At 35.9% G+C, this 22,260-nt stretch carries 14 protein-coding genes and 1 tRNA gene; 4 read left to right on the top strand and 11 right to left on the bottom strand.

The window, feature by feature from the left end; genetic code table 11:
* Window positions 1-20 precede the first annotated feature (20 nt).
* A complete protein-coding gene (locus QP953_RS02635; protein WP_309553862.1) occupies window positions 21-926 on the bottom strand; it encodes a site-specific integrase in 906 nt (301 codons plus the stop codon).
* Between the two features lie 375 nt (window positions 927-1,301).
* A tRNA-Val gene (locus tag QP953_RS02630) sits at window positions 1,302-1,376 on the bottom strand.
* Window positions 1,377-1,594: 218 nt separating this feature from the next.
* On the opposite strand from QP953_RS02630, the gene QP953_RS02625 reads away from it, so the two are divergent.
* Window positions 1,595-2,869 (top strand): PKD domain-containing protein, encoded by a 1,275-nt coding sequence (locus QP953_RS02625; RefSeq protein WP_309553861.1) that lies wholly within the window; start codon window positions 1,595-1,597, stop codon window positions 2,867-2,869.
* Between the two features lie 180 nt (window positions 2,870-3,049).
* On the opposite strand, the gene QP953_RS02620 is transcribed toward QP953_RS02625, so the two are convergent.
* The 5 genes from QP953_RS02620 to QP953_RS02600 all read right to left on the bottom strand — a co-directional run bounded on the left by QP953_RS02620 (window position 3,050) and on the right by QP953_RS02600 (window position 8,562).
* Complete coding sequence (locus QP953_RS02620) at window positions 3,050-4,285, bottom strand: murein hydrolase activator EnvC (protein ID WP_052597906.1); 1,236 nt, start codon at window positions 4,283-4,285, stop codon at window positions 3,050-3,052.
* Window positions 4,286-4,321: 36 nt separating this feature from the next.
* A complete protein-coding gene (locus QP953_RS02615; protein ID WP_052597905.1) occupies window positions 4,322-5,659 on the bottom strand; it encodes an Nramp family divalent metal transporter in 1,338 nt (445 codons plus the stop codon).
* An 8-nt stretch (window positions 5,660-5,667) separates the two neighbouring features.
* Window positions 5,668-6,879 (bottom strand): saccharopine dehydrogenase NADP-binding domain-containing protein, encoded by a 1,212-nt coding sequence (locus QP953_RS02610; protein ID WP_309553860.1) that lies wholly within the window; start codon window positions 6,877-6,879, stop codon window positions 5,668-5,670.
* Window positions 6,880-7,592: 713 nt separating this feature from the next.
* Complete coding sequence (locus QP953_RS02605) at window positions 7,593-8,051, bottom strand: hypothetical protein (RefSeq protein ID WP_309553859.1); 459 nt, start codon at window positions 8,049-8,051, stop codon at window positions 7,593-7,595.
* Between the two features lie 31 nt (window positions 8,052-8,082).
* Complete coding sequence (locus QP953_RS02600; protein ID WP_052597902.1) at window positions 8,083-8,562, bottom strand: hypothetical protein; 480 nt, start codon at window positions 8,560-8,562, stop codon at window positions 8,083-8,085.
* 201 nt (window positions 8,563-8,763) lie between these two features.
* On the opposite strand from QP953_RS02600, the gene QP953_RS02595 reads away from it, so the two are divergent.
* Entirely contained in the window at window positions 8,764-9,360 is a 597-nt protein-coding gene (locus QP953_RS02595) for a nitroreductase (protein WP_052597901.1), read from the top strand.
* 109 nt (window positions 9,361-9,469) lie between these two features.
* Window positions 9,470-11,485, top strand: a complete 2,016-nt coding sequence (locus QP953_RS02590; protein WP_309553858.1) for a leucine-rich repeat domain-containing protein — start codon at window positions 9,470-9,472, stop codon at window positions 11,483-11,485.
* An 83-nt stretch (window positions 11,486-11,568) separates the two neighbouring features.
* Here the strand turns inward: QP953_RS02590 and QP953_RS02585 are convergent, their stop codons facing one another.
* The 4 genes from QP953_RS02585 to QP953_RS02570 form a co-directional block, all read right to left on the bottom strand.
* A complete protein-coding gene (locus tag QP953_RS02585) occupies window positions 11,569-13,893 on the bottom strand; it encodes a hypothetical protein (protein WP_309553857.1) in 2,325 nt (774 codons plus the stop codon).
* A gap of 73 nt (window positions 13,894-13,966) precedes the next feature.
* On the bottom strand, window positions 13,967-15,463 hold the full coding sequence (locus QP953_RS02580; RefSeq protein ID WP_309553856.1) for a hypothetical protein: 1,497 nt from the start codon (window positions 15,461-15,463) through the stop codon (window positions 13,967-13,969).
* Between the two features lie 537 nt (window positions 15,464-16,000).
* On the bottom strand, window positions 16,001-16,306 hold the full coding sequence (locus QP953_RS02575; RefSeq protein WP_156039804.1) for a hypothetical protein: 306 nt from the start codon (window positions 16,304-16,306) through the stop codon (window positions 16,001-16,003).
* A gap of 140 nt (window positions 16,307-16,446) precedes the next feature.
* Entirely contained in the window at window positions 16,447-17,469 is a 1,023-nt protein-coding gene (locus QP953_RS02570; protein WP_052597896.1) for an aspartate-semialdehyde dehydrogenase, read from the bottom strand.
* Window positions 17,470-17,936: 467 nt separating this feature from the next.
* On the opposite strand from QP953_RS02570, the gene QP953_RS02565 reads away from it, so the two are divergent.
* On the top strand, window positions 17,937-22,193 hold the full coding sequence (locus QP953_RS02565) for a lamin tail domain-containing protein (protein ID WP_309553855.1): 4,257 nt from the start codon (window positions 17,937-17,939) through the stop codon (window positions 22,191-22,193).
* The last annotated feature ends 67 nt before the right edge of the window (window positions 22,194-22,260 follow it).

Below are 22,260 nucleotides of genomic sequence, written 5' to 3'. Positions count from 1 at the left end.
TCTTCTAAATTCATTATAGATCAAAAAATCTTACTCCTCAATTCTCTAATCCTATCATTTTTAACTCCAAAACTTTCCAAATACTTTTGTGTAGTCTCCAAACTAGCATGCCTAAAATGTTTCATCAGAGCCGCTGCATTTACCCCCTCTTCTATCATATCACGGGCGGCGGTGTCCTTCCAACTATAAAAGGATTTATTCTCTATATCGGTCAATAGTCTGTACTCCTCCAACTCTCTTAACACCTTCAAATGAGTTCTTCTTATAGTATTGAATCCACAAGGCTCTAAAGCAGGGCGCAATTGATAGCCCATAATATGAAAGTTAGCAGGATATTTTTTAATACCTATTTCTTTACAAAATTCAACCAAGTGGTTGGGCATCGTAATACGAGCTAGATTTTTATTTTTCGTTTCGGTACCATCAAGCGTAATAAAACCGTTTGTCAGGTCAATATCTTGCACTTTTAGCCTTCTAATTTCAGACGGTCGCAAAGCGCAGTAGTAGCACAAAGAAATTGCTAATAACAAACCATTATCCCTCCCCTTTAAGTAATTGCAAATAATACCACATTCTGAACGACTGAATACGGTTCGCCTTTTTCGCTCTATCTTTAATTTTTTGATTCCCGAAAAAGGATTTGTTTTTATATAATCACGATCTATCAAAACATAAAAAAGCACCTTCATAGCTTTTAAATAATTGTTTCTTGTTAGGGCTGAAACATTACGTTTGACAAGTACATAATCTAAATACTGGATGGCTTCCTTCTTCGTAAAATCTTCCAACTTATAGTTGGCTTTTTTTGTCTCTTTCAGATAATTTGTAAAAATACTTACAAAACTACTGTAAGTTACAATAGAGTTTCTTCGAGATTCTCTTGCCTTTAATTCAAAGGCAAACTCAATGGCTTGGATTAACTTCATATTCTCATCTTTGTTTTATAAAATCATTTTATAACGTCACAAAAAAACCACAAAACCCAACCTTTAATTATTAAAAAGGGGGGCAACGGGGGGAAATGTCACGGCAAAGTATAAGAAGTGTGTCAATTTTAAGCGATTGATGTGACCGTTTAAAAACTTGACTGCCAACAAAGTACAGCTAAACAGTCACGGCATCACACCTTTTTTTGTTTTTTAATGAAAACTTCTAAAAAAATAATTTTTATCGTTTTTTTATTGTCACTATTGCAACAAATACTCATAAAAACAAAAAAAATACAAAAAATATATTCTTAGCTAAAAAAGCAATAGGCGCAACTAATTGAAAAACAATTAATTACGCCTAATAGAAAGCTGTCCAAACGACTGGATTCGAACCAGTGACCCCTACCCTGTCAAGGTAGTGCTCTAAACCAACTGAGCTACGCTCGGTATTTTGAGTTCCTAAAGATAAGAACATTTTTTTCATCCTCAAAATTCCAAGAACAAGCTTTTTATTTTTTTTGAAAAAAAAAGAATTAATCTACCCTTACCCCAAATTACAATCATCCAAAAGCATTAAAATTTGTATTGAAAGTCGGTTTATAATAGCGTATTATAGTGAAATAGTTTACCATCAAGTATTGACTTTAAAACAAAAAAGCACATTTATGAATCGATTTTTTACCCTTTTATTATTTTTATCAGGTTGGAGTATTGGAATTTACGGACAAGTCACCAAACGAGCATTCTTTATAGGCAATAGTTATACTTACTTTAATACAATGCCTGAAATTATTAATCGCCTAGCCAATGCAAATGGAGATACATTGATACACGCCTCTAACACTCCTGGAGGAGCACAACTAGTACAACATGTTACCAATAACAACACAATGAATGGCATTCGACAGGGGAATTGGGACTATGTGATTATTCAAGAACAAAGCCAAAAACCTTCCTTCTCACCAGCTCAAGTAGCAACAGATGTATTACCTTATGCTGCGCAATTAAACGATAGTATTGTTGCTCATAACCCTTGTGCAGAAACCGTCTTTTATATGACTTGGGGGCGTAAGAATGGAGATCAGAACAATTGCCAATTTTATCCGCCTGTATGTACCTATGATGGCATGCAAAGTAGATTAAGGAGTAGTTATTTATTAATGACGAACCAAAATCAAGGAATTTGCTCTCCTGTTGGAGCAGCATGGAAAGTAGTTCGAGATAGTTTTCCTACAATGGAACTCTACAATCCAGACCAAAGCCATCCCTCTTATGCTGGTTCTTACTTAGCAGCCTGTACTTTTTACACTACATTATTTAGAAAAAGTCCTATCGGATTAAATTTCTATGGCAATTTATCGGCCTCTGACGCACAAGCTTTGCAGCGAATTGCAGCGATGGTTGTCCTTGACAGTTTGGCTAATTGGTCCATAGGAACTTATGATGTTCAGGCAAACTTCAACACTAATGTAAACTTAGATTCTGCAAGTTTTACTAATAACAGTAGTTATTCAAACAACTTCTTTTGGGATTTTGGTGATGGAACTCCTATCTCAACCTTGACCAATCCCCTACATATTTTCGATACAACAGGCACCTATTCTGTTACCTTAATTGCTAGCGATAGTTGTGGTAATTCTGATACTACGACACAAAACATTGTCATTAGCATCCCTACGAATTTAAAGCAATTTAAAAAAATTGAAAAAAATGTGCACATATACCCCAACCCCTCAAGTGGCTATATAACAATAAGTTGCAAGGAATCTATTAAAGAAATTAATATAATAAATTCACTTGGATTAGAAGTTTTTTCTCGAAAAAATTTGAATAATCAAAAAAATGTTATAAATTTGGATACATACACTAGAGGGGTTTATTACATACAACTCAAATTAAACTCTAGTCAATGGATATCGAAAAAACTTGTATTACAATAGGGGTTCATTTAGGGTAGAATGTGGGCAATGGGGAGCCTACCGCTTCTACCCATTTTTTTTGTCCAAAATCAACGAAATATTAAATTGATAGTACTCGTACATAACCTAAGATAGGATTACCTTATTCATTTCTACTATTCTTCTTACCAATACTTATCGTCCCAAAAACAACACTTACACCTATTTCTTAAGCCACTTCATTGGATTTTCTTTGTATTTATTGTGCCAAATTTCAAAGTGTAGTAAATGCCCTTTGCCATTACTATTCCGACCAATTGTCCCAATTTGCCCTCCTTTTTTTAAGTACTGCCCTTGTTTGACGTATACTTTTGCAACATTGGAATATGCAGTATAATAATCCCCATGTTTGACCATGACAGCATTTTGGTATCCAGGAATAGTAAAGATGCTAACCACTTGTCCCTCGTGCACATTTCGAACCACAGAATTGTATTGCCCTTCTATGTCTACCCCATTATTATTGATCAAAACATCTTGAAAAACAGGATGTTGATGTTGTCCATAATAACCAATAATTTTGCCTTGATAAATAGGCCACATTAGTTTGCCTTTTTGTTGAGCAAAAACTTTGCTGGCTGCACTTTCTATATGATTTGGTTTTAGAATAGGAGTTTTAGAAGTTTTGGCATTTGCCAAGGTCTTGTTTTGTTTGTACTTCCTAGCTGCTTCTTTAGCCGCAGCAATTTGTTGAAGAATTGCCTTTTCGATTTTCTTACTCAACTGTGTTTTATAACGTTTCTTTCGTTTTAGATCGGCACGGAGCTTTCCTTCTTGTTTTTTTAGTTTGGTAATTAGATAAGCCTTATTTCTTTTTTCTTGATGAAGCAGTTCCTTTTGTTCTAATTCTTTTTGCAACAACTCATTTTTCTCTGCTTTTTGAGTCTCTAATTGATTGATTCGTTGTCCTAAATCAGCTTGTACTTTTTTTATAAAGGTTGCTTGAACACTTCGGTATCGCTCCAGTCGCTGCACATAAATCCAACGTTGATAAGCTTGATTAAAACTTTTCGCAGACAAAAAAAATGCGATTATATTCTTACTAATTTTATAACGATATAACTGGCGAATAAGTTTTTTATAGTTTTCTTTTAGCACCTCCAAATCATGATCTAGTTCCTCTACAACAGTCATTTTGCGATCAATCATGGTATCCAAGAATGCCACTCGATAAGAAACTTCTTGAATAAAGGCTTCTCGTGTTCCTATTTGCTCTTCTAAAGCGTTTAGTTTCTTAAAGGTTGCTTTTTTGTTGTTAGCAGTTTGATTTAACAGGCGATTTGTTTTATCAATTTGTTGATTAACAGATTGGCGTTTCTTTTCGAGGTCTGTTCGAGACTGACCATACAAATCAATTATTCCCAACAAAAATATCAATATATAAACAAATCGTTTCATGGACAACACAGCTTCAATGAAGTTATTTCTGAAGTTTTACAACAAACTCCAAATATAGATAGCACAAAATACGAATAAATACGCAATTCCTAACCAACTCAATACTTTTATGCCTATAGAAGGTTGCTCTGTTTTAGGTAGATAACGAAATACTAGTAGGTAGTTGACAATAGCAAAAAAGGGGGCTGTCAAAAAAGATAAGGTAGTCGCAACCATTAAAAAAGCTGCCATATTGGTCAAAAATACATTCAAAATAACCAAAGACCCTAGAACCAACACCAAGAGCCAACCTAGATAATATCTCCTAGGAGTCTCCAATATATTTTGTGTTGGAGTGGCTTCTGAGCTTCCTGTTTCATTATCTAGGATTGTGTCGATCACCTCTATTGAAGATGCAGCAGTTGCTTTTTCTATTTTCAATGTTGAGGTTGTATTGGCTAAGAGACTATGTGCTCTTGCCATTGATCGTGGCAAAGCATCTAAACAAGTAATCGTTGTACTAAACATGGTAATAAAAGCTGCTATTCCTATAAAAAGTCCAACCCCACTTCCTAAAGTTGTTACGTATAAATCAATGAGTTGTTTGGCAAAAACAGCGCCCTTAGGAGAAAATTCTGTTCCTGATCGATACATCACCAAAGCACCTAATGCCACAAAGAAAAATGCTAGGACAGTTGTGCCTATATAACCTACATTAAAATCAAAAAGGGATTTTTTTAAGTCAAAACCGTTGCTGGCACTTTTTCGCTTTTCTAATGCCCATAAAGAGTGCCACACAGACAAATCCATTGGGGCCGGCATCCATCCCATAAACGCAATTACAAACGTCAAGCCTATTCCTTCTATTGGAAATTGTTGCGTCCAGTCAATCGGATGTTGCCTGTTATAAAAGGCAATAAATACGGTTATTAGGGTAAGTAGTGTGAGGGTTGTAATAATTATTTTCATCAAGTTATCCAACAAATTATACCGCCCTATTAGTAATAAGGTCGAGCAAATCAGCAACAAGCCTCCTACCCATAACATTAAACTTCCTCCTCCAAACAAGTGTGCAGCTAGACTTGCAGTTACAATAGTTACCGCAGCCTGAACGGTAAACATTGTCCCTAAAGTAATTAATACAAAAATTACCAAAACCCAATTTCCTAATCGCTGGTAACCTTTTAACAAACTCTCTCCCGTAGCAGTCGCATACCTTGGTCCAAACTCAAAAAAAGGATATTTAAATAAATTGGCAACCAAAACTAGCCAAATCAATCCAAAGCCATAGTTAGCTCCTGCCCTAGTAGAATACACCAAATGAGAAACGCCAACCGCTGCGCCTGCAAATAGCAAGCCTGGACCTAAAGATTGTAATAAATTTTTCACCCTCATTGCACTTCTTAAATTGTCTCACAGCTAATTTCCAATCCAGCAGCAATCAACCGCTCTAGCAAAATACTATCAAATGCTATGGTTGGGGTTAAAAAGCCACTATAATTAGGCAATCGCTCTATATCTAAGGACAAGGCTAGAGCCGATTCACACAAAAAACAAATCGTAGCCTTATTCCCTGCGTCACCATTGTATTTCAGAGTCATCATCGCACGATGACCTTGATTGTCCTCTCCAACAATACGCAATTTAAAAAAACCTTCTTCTATATCTGTTTCCTTGGGACCTTCCCCAGAACTAGGACCTAGTTTTTTGACCAATGATCGGAAAGGTTTAAATTGTCCCAAAATGCCAAAAGAAGCCATTCCAACGGTTCCCATCAAAGCAGGTATCCGTTTGCCAATCGCATGGTATTCTTGATAAATAAATTGATTGGGATGTGGTAGGTTGTATTCAGCAGCTAAAGCGATGCTACGATAAACAACTTTGGTATTGATTTCTGCCATAAAAAATGGGTATACCCACTTATCAATTTCCTTGGCATAGTGATTTTTCTTTCTGTTTCTTATTTTAGGAATGAAATGGCGATGTTTTAAATCTTTGGTTAATAACTTGGGATTTGCCAAACGCTTCTCTTCTCCTTTTTCAAGCATATTTAAAGCAGATAATAATGTCCCTCCATTTAAGCCTCCACCCGCCAAAGTATAATACGCTTTGGCTTCTACCAATTCGGATTGCCAAGTCTCACGCATATATTTTTGCAAAAACCAAACACCTAAATCAGCAGGAATGCTATCAAATCCACAAAATGGGATAATCTTGGCTTTGGTTGCCTGGGCAATTTCTCCATACTCTTCTAACATATCTCGTACCCAAGGAGATTCTCCCGTAATATCTACATAATGAACGCCATATTTAGCACAATGCCGTACCAGTTCACTTCCATACAACGCATAAGGACCTACTGTGGTCATCAGCACTTGGGTTTGCTGAACCAGAATGTCTATGTCCTCTTCATTTGTCGCATCGGCTACCAAGGCATCAACATTTAAATTAAGTTCTCTTTTCAGGTTTAATAATTTCTTTTCATTCCTTCCTGCTATTGCCCAACGAACGGACATAGGTGCGTGTTCTTGCAAATAAGCAGCAGCTCGTTGCCCTGTAAATCCCGTCGCACCGTAGAGTATAATATCGTATCGCGTCATAAAGTATGATTTCATGTTTGGTAGTTCTCTAATATAACAAAACTCTTTAAACTGTCTAGCTTAAAGAGTTTTATATTAAAAAAAAGGATCTACTGTCTTACAATTTATTGGTTACTTTTTGTCTATTAATAGAGACCAATACCGTAGATAAAAATAATAATCCATAAAAATTTCATCAAAGAAAGGTGCATCTCAACGGCGTTTTACAAAATCGCCTAAAAGTACCACGACAACCATCACTAAAAACAAAAAAGCTAAACTAAATGCAAGTAGGACGCTCCACACAGTCAATATATAAGAACTGTTTATCATCGCATTTCCCAATATCAATAGTTCGTTGAAAAACTTTATTAGTTTGATAATTAACAAGTTATAAATTTACTACATTTTGTGTTAAAATTTTAATTATCAAACTATTATAAATAGTGATTTTTTATCTTTTTGGTAAAAAAGTAAAAAATCAACGAACTACTACAATATAATACCAACATAATATTTGCTTGTTGCTAAACATTCTCCTATTCTTCCTAAAAAAGATAAACAAGGGAATATAAATAGTATGATCGCAATAAAAATATAACCTAGACAAATCGTAAGATTACTTTCTTTCATCTTATCATTTTGGTAAAAAGAATAGATTATTTTACCATAAAAAAAAATTACTAGAATACTAATTCCCCAAACTAATAGCGTTTCCATAAGTAAAAATCTATTATACTTCATCAAACTTATAACATAACATCATCTAACACATCCTCCCGAAAAGCCCCGTTTTGTCTGCTTCCATCCATGAACACATCGGCATTCTTATAAGCCAACCATGTCAAACGATAATACCAAGTAGCAATACCTACTGGAATAATAAAAAGAAATAAAATAATGAAGACCTTATCTAAAATACCTAAATAAACATCCAAGTACTCTAACAAAGTACCTCCTATAAATAAAAACAGCAAGTACCCTACTGCCAGTAAAAAGTAACGCTTGTGGGTATCGTCTCTATAACGTATGCTGTGAAATGCCCCACTTAAGACTTGAGTGACTCCGACAAAAAATTGAAGTAGTGCGCCTATAATAAATACTTCTATTTCTACAAAACCAATGGGGTATAGTGCCATCATCGGCAAATAAAAAACACTCTGAATAATTAAATCGTTTTGGTACGTTTGTTTGGTTGGTTGATTCATTGTTTTATTATTTTATCCTTGTAACAATAGTTTACTTTAGAAAAAACCGAAGTGTTTTCACCCACCAATTCCATTTTGTTTTCTTTTGTTGGGTTGAAAACTGGTTTTCAATTTGATCAAAAGCATCTTCGATTAAAGCATCGTGCAGCCAACGTATTCCTACCAACCAAGTAAACATCCCAGTACCTTTTGCCTCCATGTCTATGGTGTGTATGATTTGACTTTGATCTACTGTTAATGCCTTTATTTCAAATTTGTGTATGCCTACAAAATTTTTAGGATTTAAAAATTGAAACTGAATCAATTGGTTAGGGATGTATTTTTGCACGACATAACCAATCGGACCATGTCCACCTTTAGATCCTTGTTCAAGTCCTCTATCTAATTTCATACTAGGCCAATGCTGGGTGGGCCAAATTTTATCCTCCTTTGTTGCCAAAGTCAACAATAACGCACCTAGTTCTTCTTGTGATTGAGGAATTACTCTTTTGTGGATGTTCGTTATTTTCATTACTATAGTCTATTAAAAATTATTAACTTTAGAGTATTAGTAGATAATGCTTGATATTCTTTTATAAAAAACAAAAAATACCAAGTAAAAAACAGATAGAATTAGCAGCTTATTGTATGAAGCATCTATATGCTATATTATGATAACGACCATAAGCTTACAAAAGTTTCAATAATTACTGAAATTTCAAAAACAAAATACATGAATTCAAATACAATATTAGAAAGAGGTACTCTTAGTACTCAAATCATTCGTTCTAGGCGAGCTATTTTTCCACATTCTTATACTGATAAAAAAATTCCTTCACCTATAATAGAAGAACTATTGGAAAATGCCAACCATGCCCCAACCCATCGACTGACAGAACCATGGAGGTTTAAGGTAATTACTGGAGAAAAATTAGGCGCATTAGGAGATTTGCTGGCAGGGCTTTATAAAGAAAATGCATCTAAGGACAATTTTTCAGAAATGAAATACAAAAAAACAGCTCAAAAACCCAGACAATCTTCACATGTCATTGCAATTTGTATGGAGCGTGACGCTCAGGAAAGGGTACCTGAATGGGAAGAAATTGCTGCAACAGCCATGGCTGTTCAGAATATTTGGCTTAGCGCTAGTGCCTATGGAATTGGAGCTTATTGGAGTTCTCCTGCTACTATTAAGTCTTCGGCTTGTCGAACGTTTCTAAACTTGACAGAACGCCAACGCTGTCTAGGCTTTTTGTTTATGGGGTATCACCAACTCCCTTCGCAAACAGCTAAACGAACACCTATTCAAGAAAAAGTTGAATGGCTCTAATAACCAATCATATTTTAAACTGTTTAAGTAATTGTCCAAAGTTTCTCACATTAAAAAGCCTCATTTTTTATCCTCACTAGTCCTCAAAACCTATTCAATCTCTTAAGTGATGAAAAAAACAGCTTATTCCTATAAAGAATTTATTCGCAATATAGATGTAACAACACATTTGCACATCAGCTACAATGAAGAATTTATTCCCCAAAAATTAAAAACCTTAACAGGCTTAACATTGGGACATACCGACTATGTAGAACTTCCTAGTTGGTTACAAGTACTAACTAATCTAGAAGAATTAGAAATAGGTACTAGCAACCTTAGCACGCTCCCAGATTGGTTGCCTCAATTAAAAAACTTAAAAGTGCTTCGTCTCCAATCTGCTCGGCTAAAGTCTTTGCCAGCAATCATCCATCAAATGAAACAGTTGGAAGAATTAGATCTTTCTAATAATATTTTAGAAAAATTCCCTAGCCATTTAGAACTCCCTCACTTAAAAAAAATTGATCTGTCGTATAATACGCTTCTAGATAATAAAATCATTTTAGATACATTAATGCAGCTCCCTAAGTTGGTTTCTTATGCACTTCCTAGCAAAATGTCATTGAGGTATTCCTACGGCAGAAAAAATCCTGACGTATACTATTTTGATAAGTTTTTTGCTGCTCTCTGCAAGAAGCGTTCTACCTTATTATATAAAAATCAAGTACATCCCCAAGCAATCAAAAGCTTGTGTTGGCTCTTTCAAAAAAAATTCTCGGCTGTTCAAGAGATTGCTCCAACAATTCTATATACCGCACTACATGCAAATACTAGTCAATATCGTAAAATGGTATTAGAATACTTGTACAAATATCCTCTAAACACTCCTAAAACTTTGTATAAAAAACGCTTGGCTATTGTAGGCAAATTGACGGTTAAGCGAAGCGAGTACACTGTATGGTTGGAGGATACTGGCGCTATTTTGGATAAAAAAATTGGTCCTTCCACTGACTTTATTGTTCTAGGCGAAAAACCAGGAAAACAGTTAGAGCAAGTCATTCCTTATCAAGAAAAGGTCATTGTAGAACAAATGGTTTGGGATTTAAAGGAGACTCCTTATCTCCAACATCAAATGCCAGAGGTTACTCAAAACCTGCAAGAGTTGTTGCAAAACCCCGCCATAGAAAACCTAGAAATTGCGCTCCAAATGATGGAACTTGGAGGAATGCCTCCTCATTTGGTTGAAGAAATTGTAGCTCTAATGCTTTTTCATACCAATAATTTTATCCGAAAAAAGGCAACACTTATTTTTAATCGATACCTGACTCAACATTTGTCCATCGAAACTCAAAAGCTATTACAAAAACAAGCTTATAGAATTAAAGAAGATAAAAAAATCACACAATTCTTAAGAGAATTAGCACGCTCTAGTGGATGGGATTTGGATCTATTGGCTTATGCAACTTATCGAGCTTCTGGAAAAACTCAAGCACAAGGACTTTGCCTGATGTCTTCTAAAGTTTCTATTTGTGTCATTCGAGATTATATCAATCGTTACGAAGAATTGGAATTTAAGCCACACAATCGTTTGGTCAATGGATTGTATTTAGAACACATACCACCTGCTGTTGAGGAAATTTCAAAAGAAGTTAGCACGATTCGCTTAAAAGGACATCGATTCAAAGAAGAAGACTACTTAAAACTGAAAGGATTTAAACATATGATCCTCAACATTGAAGGCAGCACTAAAATACCTTATTCTATCTTTCAAAATACTCAGCTTGAAAAATTAGATTTAACCGCTTATCGAATCCGAAAACTGAGCGCTTTAATCGGAAACTTAACGCATCTAAAAGAGTTAAAGTTATTTCTAATCAATGTTACCACACTTCCTAAAGAACTTAGAAAACTACAAAAACTCAAACGATTGACATTATCAATAGCCGAAACGAATGTGCCACTTTGTATTGGTGAATTGAGTGCTTTAGAATATTGGTTTATGGGCAACCCTATCACTAATTTTCCCAAAGAGCTAGAGCAACTAAACAACTTAAAATCACTGAATGTTAAAACATCTAATCAATGCCCTCCTAAAGATGCTAAGCGTCTAAAAAAATTTATAGAAAAAGTAAAAGCTAGACAATAATTGATCGCTTAAATGGTATAAAAAAAGGCTATGGAGCAATAGGCATCTCCATAGCCTCACCAATAGATACTAGCTATGTTCTATTAGGCAAAACTCTTAATAAATCCTGAACCTGGGAATAGTAGGCGGCTAAGGGTCGCTGTTGGTTTTGATGACAAAGCCTTAAATAGATCTGTAAGAATGACGCTTTTACAAGCAGCCAACTCTTGAGGGCTATTATGCGACATTTCGGTTATCTGAAGTAAAAAAGCATCTGGATCTGTAATCACCTTCATATTTTCGTTGCTAACCTTTGAATTAGCACCTGTCTTAACGATAATTTCAGCGGCATAACGCTCTCCCCCAACAAAACAATCCTTTACAAATTGATCGGCAGCAGCACGACGGTCAAGTCCTTTGGTTCCTTTTCTTTTTTTGTAAATCGCTCTACCCAAAAAGTAAGATTGCTGAATGGCATTGATAGTAGTTTTAATAAGGTCTAAAGAGAACCCTACAACTGCTCCAACACCTGTTATTTTTAGGATTGTAGAACAAATAGCCAACACTCTTTTTAGGATTTCAACAATATCCCAAATAAATTGGCGTAGCTTTTTAGTTAAGACAACTCCTAAAGCAAAAATCTTTGACTCGTAATCTACTTTGTTTTGCAAATTAACAGCATGAACATTCGCATCGTTTTCCATTGCAGTATTTAGTTTCTCCAGCTCCTCTGTCCACTTATTCATTTCCGTTTTCGCTTCTTGACGCAAATCCATTGCTTTTTTGGCTTCATTAACAAAACCAGGAATGGTAGCAACAGCACTGGCAATATTAAGACCAGTAACAGTTAAAGCAAAATCTGCAAGTACATCTCCAATACTAAATAGTTCAATAAAGCCATCTTTAGCAGCATCCAATGCTTCCTCCGCATTATTTGGTTCGGCATTTAAGGCATCATTTAGTTTCCCCTCTGATCCCTTAACTGCTCTTACGATACTATTGACAGTCGCCAATAAAGCTGATGTTTTGGCAATGGCTACTGCCTTACCTTCAATGTTTTTAGCAGCACAAAAATCAGCGTATCGCTCTGTTACTACAAATTTTGCAATATTAATTACATCCGTATCATCTTGTGTAGGCAAGGTTCTAACACCATGATCTAACAAATACTTCATGGCAGCTTCATCATGTACCGAGGGGTGCAATCCTAATTTATGAACTTCATCAACCAAGTTAATAATCACATGCCCCGTATTGTCATAAGTGTAATTATTTTTTGGAGGCAATTTAATTCCCTTAATGTTATTAATTAGTAGTTCATAATTTTTTTGACTCCAAGTTATCCATATAAACGTTTGCATTTCGGGGGCAAAATCATCTAAGCCATTCTTTAACGTTTGATAATTGGGAGCATTGAGCAAATCCTGTACATCAGCACTATTCGCAACGATTATATCTATAAATGCTTGCAAACTGTCTCTAATATCTCCTTCTATATTATGAAAGCTTATCCGAATCACATCTTCGGGCAAAATGATTCCCTTATTAGCGATATCATTATTAACGCCCTCCAATTGAACCGTCTTTTCTCCTGTCTCCATTTCAATTCCATATCCAACTGGATTGGTTCTAATTTTATTTAAGGCAAATTCAATTGGGTCGGCTTTTCCTTTTAAAAGCACTTGCTCCACCTTTTTCTTGTCGGATAAACCATCTCCTGCCAACAAATCATAATCACTAGGAAAGCCTTGCCAAAAAGGAGTTTTGGTAATTCCATCGCTCAATAGCTCCCTCATTTGTCTTTTATGTAAACCATCTATTGCCTTAGCATCCTCTCCAAATTTCTCCTTCATTGCATTAAGAAAGCTAGCGGTATCATACTGGTCTGCAAACGCTCCTAGTGCAGCTGGTACATCAATATTATACATTTCCTCCATTGTTGCCTCCTCTTGCCCTGAGGCATAATCACCAGCATATGCTCGATTCATTTCAGCAATAACATAGTCTTGGAAACGAGCCAAGGCATCGGCTCTATTTTCAGCTTCTATATTAGCTGCTTTTTGCTTAATCTCAGCAACCAACAAATTTATAGCTGCCCCTACCACTGGATTTCCTTCGTCGACAGGCTTGGGATGATTTCCTAAGGCATTGGTGATGTTAGTCGTGTACTCCAAATCATTATTTCCTTTTTGGACAGCCCCTGCATCAATTTTGCCAGCTATATTCTCTATCAACCAATCTCTATAATATTTTATTCCATTGTACTTAGAGATAAGAATTGCTTCCGAACTTGCCAATTGTACAAGATCATTTTGTCTAGAAATAAAGTCATTTACAGTGGGGTAGGTTACAAAAATAGAGTGATTATCTATTGCATTTACGACCCTTCTACAGGTTCTCATGTTATTTTCTGCTAAATCAAAAGGCATAATTTTATATTTTTTATCGTTAACAGCAGTGCTTGTCTGCTAATTATTTTTGTGAATAAATTGGATAATTGAATTAAATTTCAAAGGTAATTTTTCTAAAATCATTGATCGCTTGAACAACTTTTGCTTGGATAGAAGCATCAAATGTCTTGTTAAATTCCTCCATCAATTTTTCTATAATTTGGATGGTTTTATCCGCTTCTTTAAGTTGTGCTTGTATGGCATTTTTCATTTTGGTAGCTTTACTACGTACAGCCGTCATGTGCTCTGAAATTTTAGTCGCATTTCCAACACCTGCTTTTTTAGATAACAGAATCAAACCTCTAGAACGTTCTTCTACTTTTTTCTGAAACGCTTGTATCTTTTTCTCTACCTGTTCTAATGCTGCTCTAGCCTCTAATGGTGAGGCAATTGTCTTCGTATAATCACGGAACTCATTCCACAAGCGCTCTGCTTCATTTTTGAATTCTGCCCCAACTTTGGCCGCTTCTTTAATTTGGCGCATCAGCTCTTTTTTCAGCTCTTGATTATTCATAATTTCAGCTGTTGCTCCATCCAACACGCTAGAGAATTGCTTTTTCAAATCGCCTACTCTCTTAAAAATTGCTTTATAATTCGGTGTTGCGGCAATTTGCTGGCATGTTCCCATCAAGAAGCTATATTCATTAACCAATTCTTCTAGATTGAGAGAACTGTTGGCTTTTGCCGCATTCAGACGATCTTCCAACTCTTGTACTTTTGCTCTCAAGGCCATTGTTGCTTCATCGTCCTCCTGTGGTACATTGTTGTTTGTTTGTTCCTGATTGCCACTTTGAGCTGCTTTAAATTTGGCTAACCATTCCTGAAATGTTTGCTGTATCAAACTATCATCTGGGCGCTGAATGGTTACTTTTTTAAACTTTCCTAACAAGCCTTTCCATGTTTGTAAGGTATCAGGACTAGGATTATTGATATGACTTGCTTCTACAGCCTCCAAACGCTCTACCAATTGGTCTAGGATTGTTTTTTTGGGGCTTTCTGTTGTTGCTGTTTCAGGACTAGGGGCAGTTTCATTGGTTGTAACGGTAGCTGCTCCTGCTTCGAACTTAACCCCATAAGGCTTGCCTAATTTATTGAGCCATTTTGTTACAGGCATTAATTTCATCTTACAAGCAGAAAGTGCTTCAATACCCAAGATTAAGTTTTCTCCTTCTTTTTTGCCATTAAACACAACCTGACAAGTTGCAATTTGTTTGTCTCCCTTTTTGACAACTTTATCAATTTCTTTAAATGTATTTTTGAACGACCCTGCTTTTGCTTCAGGAAAAAACACGCAGTAATCAGAAGGATTGGGATCGGCAATTGTTTTACAATCTAGTACAATTAGACTAGAAATGGAAGAACCTATTGGATCGGCTTCTGGGTCACTTTCTGCGGCTCTAATTGATTTAGAGATAACATCTAAATTACCTCGCAATTCCGCCAACATCATAGCACCTTTTCTATCGGTTGCAATTTGTCGTTGACCACTCTTTAATGGATTTAATTGGGCTGGTTTTACTTTCGTTATAACAGGAATACTGATTGGCATAATATTCTATTTTCACAAGTTTAATAAGAACAATAGCTAGTTGATGTGCTATTTTACCTTATAGTCGTTAGGTCCACAAAAGCTCCCCTATTTTTAGAAAATATTTTTATACCTTTTTAAAAAATATGTCGAAACAGCAACAACACCCAGTCAAACACAACCAATTGATTAACATGCTATTAAAAACACATCAAGCGAACAAAAAAATGAAAAATATTTTTTTATTTTTTATTCAAATATAAATCCACTCCACTAACTTCTGCTAAGTTCAGGACTTTCAACTCTATAAAAAAGACTCCATTCATGGCTAATTTCATCTGTCACGATACCATCATATAGTAAAAAAATAGTCGAGGTTAATCTTAAAAAAGGAAGGGATAGGTATGTGACTTTAGGGCATGGGATACCCTCCTCAATTAGTAGAAGAAATACAAAGTTTTCTAATCTCTAATTAAGAGCAACGTTCCCAAATAGAATGATTGAAAAAAGCAACCTCAGATTGAAAGGTTAAAGAGTCGTAAGCATTACCATTAAAGCTTAGAACAATTGATTGATATCGGCTAAGATTTGGTTTTTGGCTTTTAGAAATAAGGCTTTAAATTCCTCTGCATCTTCGTTATCAACTTCCTCTTTGGCCCATTCAACTTCTTTAGTTAATGTATTTAAAACATCAGTGATAACAATATCTATAGCCTGCTTGAGACGGAAAGGAATATCTTTTTTTTGATATTGGCTTAGGCAATAAATGGCATTATTAGCTAATGCCTCCAAAAACTGAATGTCAGCTTTGAAGGCACTTAGCTCATCTATTTCATCTCGAATTTGCTCTAGTTCGGGTGTCATTTCATTCAATTAAAAGAGCATAGAACAAAACTTATGCTATACAATACATATTCCACTTAATAGCAACCATTGAATAGCATAATATATTTCATCATAAGTAGTCTGTTGATAATCGCTGATTTTAACAGACCAACTCTTTATTAATCAGCTAATGCTGTTTTTGTTTCATTAGTTAGCCATCCTTTGTGAAGCAAATACTCTGCAATCTGTACGGCATTTGTAGCAGCACCTTTTCTCAAGTTATCTGCAACAACCCACATATTGAGAGTCTTCTCATTCGATTCGTCTCGGCGAATTCTTCCTACAAAAACGTCATCTTTGTGTTGAGCATCCAATGGCATTGGATATTGATTATTTGTAGGATTGTCTACAACGACAAGACCATCTGCACTTTCTAATATAGTTTTTAATTCTGTAATTTCAAAATCTTTGTGAAAGCTAACATTCACACTTTCAGAATGTCCTCCTTGTACAGGAACTCGAACAGCTGTTGCTGTAATTCTTAAACTACTATCTTCTAGTATCTTGCGTGTTTCTTTAACAAGTTTTAGTTCTTCTCTTGTATAGCCATTATCAAAAAAGACATCGCAATGAGGCAAACAGTTTTGAAAAATGGGGTGTGGATAAGCAGGATTACTAGCCGTTCCTGTTGCCATTTCTTCTTCATATTGTTTGACAGCCTGTACACCAGTGCCAGTCATTGATTGATACGTAGATATTACCAAACGATCAATGCCGTACGTTTCATGTAGAGGTTTTAAAGCGACGACGAGTTGAATGGTCGAACAGTTGGGATTGGCAATAATCTTATCCTCCTGTTTTAAAACATGAAGGTTTACTTCAGGCACGATTAGAGGTTTATCGGCATCCATTCTAAATGCCGAAGAATTATCTACCACAGTAGTTCCAACAGCAGCAAACTTAGGGGCATATTCTTTTGCAGTACTTCCTCCTGCAGAAAAGATAGCTAAATCAGGTGCCTTATCTATTGCCTCTTGCATTCCTATTACCTTATACTGTTTCCCCTTAAATGTCACCTGTTTACCTACGGAACGTGCAGAAGCGACGGGTAAAAACTCTGTAATTGGGAAGTTGCGTTCTTCCAATACTTGACACATAACTTGGCCCACCATACCTGTGACGCCAACAACAGCTACTTTCATGATTCTGTTTTTTTAATAAGTAATAAGTAATAAGTAATAAACAATAATACTCCGTTGATTATTATTCGCTACGCTCATGAGAGCGCAAGGTTAGTTCCCTTTGGTCATGAGGACGCAAGCTTAGTTTTTTAGTTTTTCTGCCTCCCGAAGGTTGTCACAGAATGTTTTTTTATAAAACAAAGATAGGAAGAATACTTTTGAGAAGCAGTACATTTTAACCCCGAATTATTATCAGGTTGCATAAAAAAATAAAAAGGTAGCCTTGTACAATTATCTGGATTTCTGTAAAGTTCGCAAACTTTTAACCTTCAATTAATCTTAGAGTCTTTATTTTTACTTAAATTGACTAGAATTTGAAGACTATAAAATACACTTGGTAATAGGTTTAATTTATTCCTATACTTTTTATACTGACAACCCAGCTTATAAAAGAAAGTAGCCAATAATAATAGACAAACAATAGTATAATGAAATACATTTTCTTACTTTTTTTGATTATCTGGATCAATAATCTTAGCCTAGCACAAACCCTTCAAGAAGATTTTTCGGATGGCAATTTTTCTGCTAATCCTACTTGGGTTGGAACAACTTCGGACTTTATTGTAAATGTAACGAACGAGTTGCAAACAGATAACTTAGGCGTTTCAGCTAGTTCAGAATTAAGCACTCCTGCAGCTATTCAAGACTCTACGTTTTGGGAATTTTATGTCCGCATGGATTTCGCCCCTTCTACTTCCAATTATACCAGAGTTTACCTACAATCAGATGAGGCAACTCTCAGTAATACAGGAAATGGTTACTTCCTTCAAATTGGCTCTAGTGGTAGCAGTGACTCTATCGAAATCTATAGAGTAGATGCGGGCAGTTCTACAAAAATATTTGGTGGCACCAATGCTGCGGTTGCAACCAATCCTAATGTAAGTTTCAGAATCATTCGTGACAATGCAGGAGTTTGGGAAGTTTTTGCAGATTATACAGGTGGTAACACGTACGTTTCGGAAGGGACATTTACTGATGCCACTCATAATACAGGCGCACATTTTGGTTTTTTCACATCCTATACAACTACCCGAGGCGATAAATTTTTCTTTGACAACATCTATATATCTCCTTTAGTTGTTGATGTCACACCCCCTAGCATTAGTTCAACAACGGTTATTTCTGCAACAGAAGTAGACGTGCTTTTTGACGAAGTTGTTGACTTGACCTCTGCTAATCTTACCACCAACTATACGATCAACAATGGAGTTACTGTCAACACGGCAACTAGAGATGCGAGCAACCTAATGCTGGTACATCTCACAACAAGTGCATTAACTAGTGCTTTGCAAAATACCATTACCATCAATGGTGTAGAAGATTTAAATAGCAATGCTATTGTTAATGGAACAGATAATTTCACTTATTATAATGTCCAAGCAGCAACATTTCAAGATATTATTATCAACGAAATACACGCCGATCCTTCTCCTACGGTTGGCTTACCCAATGCAGAATTTGTAGAGTTGCTAAATCGCTCCAACAAAATCATTGATTTGGGAGGTATGTTGTTTAATGATGGAAGTGATAAGACCTTGCCTAGCTTTTTGTTATTTCCCGATTCTATGGTAGTCTTAACAGCATCTGCTAATGTTAGTGCTTATAGCTCTTTTGGAACGACACTCAATATTGGTTCCTTGACTTTAACTAATGGGGGTGAATTGGTCACCTTTAAAAATGCATTAGGACAAACGATTGATAGTGTTGATTATGATGATAGTTGGTACCAAGATGCCGTTAAGGACGATGGAGGCTGGACGCTTGAATTGATTAATCCTAACTTAATTTGCCAAGGGGCTATTAATTGGATTGCATCTAACAACCCAGCAGGAGGAACGCCTGGGCAAGAAAACTCGGTATACAATAATACCCCTGATACCCAAGGTCCCTTGTTGGTCGATGCTAATTTTACAAGTGCTACCCAAGTTCTTCTTACCTTTAATGAAGGCTTAGACAATAACGCCAATGTACTTGGCAATTATAATATTAGCAATGCGACTATTTCTAGTGTCAATTTTTCTCCTCCAAGCGAAGTTCTTTTGACCTTAACTGCTCCAATGGTTGATTTGACCAATTATATAGTAACCGTTAATAATGTTGCTGATTGTTCTGGAAATACTATTCTTGCCAATACAATCGATTCTTTTGATTACTACGAAATCCAATTAGCAGGTTACCAAGATCTTATTATCACAGAAATACATGCTGACCCAACTCCTGTAGTCGGGTTGCCCAATGCGGAATTTGTGGAAATTTATAACCGTAGTAACAAAACACTTGATCTTGCCAATTATGCCTTGTTTGAATCTAGCAATCACCTTCTTCCAAGTCATATCCTACGACCAGGAGAATATGTAATTTTGTGTACAGCTTCTAATCAAGCTAGTTTTAGTGGATTTGGTACTGTTGTTCCTATAAATAGCTTAAGTCTAACCAATAGTGGAGAACTACTAATGCTAATCAACCCTAACGGAACTACTTTGGACAGTTTGGAATATAATGATACTTGGTATCAAGATAATAATAAAGATGATGGTGGCTGGACACTTGAATTAATCAACCCTAACCTACTATGCAAGGGATCTGCAAATTGGATTGCTTCTAACAATAATACAGGCGGTACTCCTGGGGTTCAAAATTCTGTTTATGATAATACGGTTGATAATACACCTCCAAGTGTCATCAATACCCGCCAATATGGTCCAAATCAAATATTGATAGAATTTGATGATGCTCTGAATAAAAACCTAGCAAGCCTAACCAGTAGTTATTCCATTGACAATGGGGCTATTGTTGTGACCGTAATTTGCTTATCTAACAATGAAGTTGTTTTAACACTAGGCGCAAATATGGTTGATCAAACCGTTTACACTATTACCTTAAATAATTTGGAGGACTGTGTTGGCAACAGTATGGGTATTGGCACCACATCAATGACTTATTATGAATCTGGTGCAGCTAGCCATTACGACTTAATTATTAACGAAATAATGGCGGACCCTAACCCTCCTGTTGGTTTGCCAGAAAAAGAATATGTAGAGATATACAACCGTTCTAACAAAACATTTAATTTAGAAAATTTCACGTTTACAGATGCCTCTTCTGTTACATCAACACTACCTTTCTTTATTTTAGGTCCTGGTGAATACGTTACCATTTATAGTGGTGACGATACGGTTAGTTTTGCTTCTTTTGGTCACGTGTTGCCTGTTAGTCCTTTTCCCGATTTAAATACTAGCGATGAATTGGTTTTACAAGACCAATCTGGAGAGGTGATTGATGCCGTTGCTTATGAATTGTCTTGGTATCAAAATGCGGATAAAGATGATGGGGGATGGTCTCTAGAACGCATTAACCCTGATCGTCCTTGCGAGGCAGCAGACAATTGGAAAGCATCTGAGAATTTACTGGGGGGGACACCTTCAACGCCCAACTCTGTGTTAAATACTGCCCCTGATGTACAATCTCCAGATGCGCTAAGAGCATTTCCTTTAAGCCCAGATAGCATCCGAGTTTATTTCTCTGAAGCAATCGCTGACGTTGCAGGGGCTACAGCAAGTAATTATAGTTTCAACGATGGTAATATCAACATTACATCTGTGTTCATTGAACCTCCATTATACAATAGTGTCACGCTTTTATTAGACAGAAATTTAGATTCAAATAAAACATATATCATAACAATAAACTCAAGGGTAACCGACTGTGTAGGAAATTCAATTGCGTTAAAAAATACAGCTCGTGTTGCATTACCTGTTTCTCCTAAAGATCTCAATAAAGGTGATTTCATTCTAAATGAAATTCTATTTAATCCTGTTACAGGAGGTAAAGATTTTATTGAATTATACAATAGATCTAATAAAGTATTAAATACAGCCGACTTCGTTCTCTCTAACCAATCAATTCCCTATAAAAATTCAACAATTGCATCTTCTGTTCAAACTCGTCCTGTCGATATAGATTGGCTAGTATTTCCTAATGAATATGTTGTTATTACAGAAGATGCCGATCAAATAAGAGAACAATATTATACCCCTAACCCAGAACTCTTTGCTGAAAATGATTTGCCAACTTATGACGATAAAGAGGGTACTGTCTTTTTATATGCGGTCTATGATTCTACTTGTATTGATAGTTTAGGCAACCCAAAAATTGCTTATTTGGCAAAAGTAATGGACCTATTTGATTATTCAGAAGATTATCATTCTCCATTAATTGATGATCAAAATGGTGTTTCTTTAGAACGTATTGACTTTGATGCTCCAACCAATGATCCCAATAATTGGCATTCGGCAGCAACAAAAGTAGGTTATGCAACACCTGCTTACCAAAACTCTAGTTTCTACGCTAATGATATTGATGGGAGCGACTTAATTCAACTCCCTAATGAAACAGTTTCTCCCGATGGCGACGGTTATGAGGACTTCCTATTAATCAATTACAATGTAGATGATTTGGGTTATGTGGCAACGATTGACGTATACGATGCGACAGGGCGTTTGGTTCGGAACTTAATCAACGGAGAACTGTTGGCTAGAGAGGGCAGCTTGCAATGGGATGGTACCAATAATGAAGGAAAAAAAGCAAGGGTTGGCATTCATATCTTGGCGATAGAAATATTCCGCCCCGATGGGACTGTCAAGCGATTCAAAAAAACGTGTATTGTTGCAGGACGAATGGAATAAAACACTATAGATCCTGTATCAGCGGTTATAACAACAAAAATTAATTACTTATTGTTTCATATTTAGT

This window comes from Aureispira sp. CCB-E (genome assembly GCF_031326345.1).
Lineage (GTDB): Bacteria > Bacteroidota > Bacteroidia > Chitinophagales > Saprospiraceae > Aureispira.
Note: the sequence above shows the minus strand (reverse complement) of the source record. Positions and strands in the feature narration are given on the sequence as shown.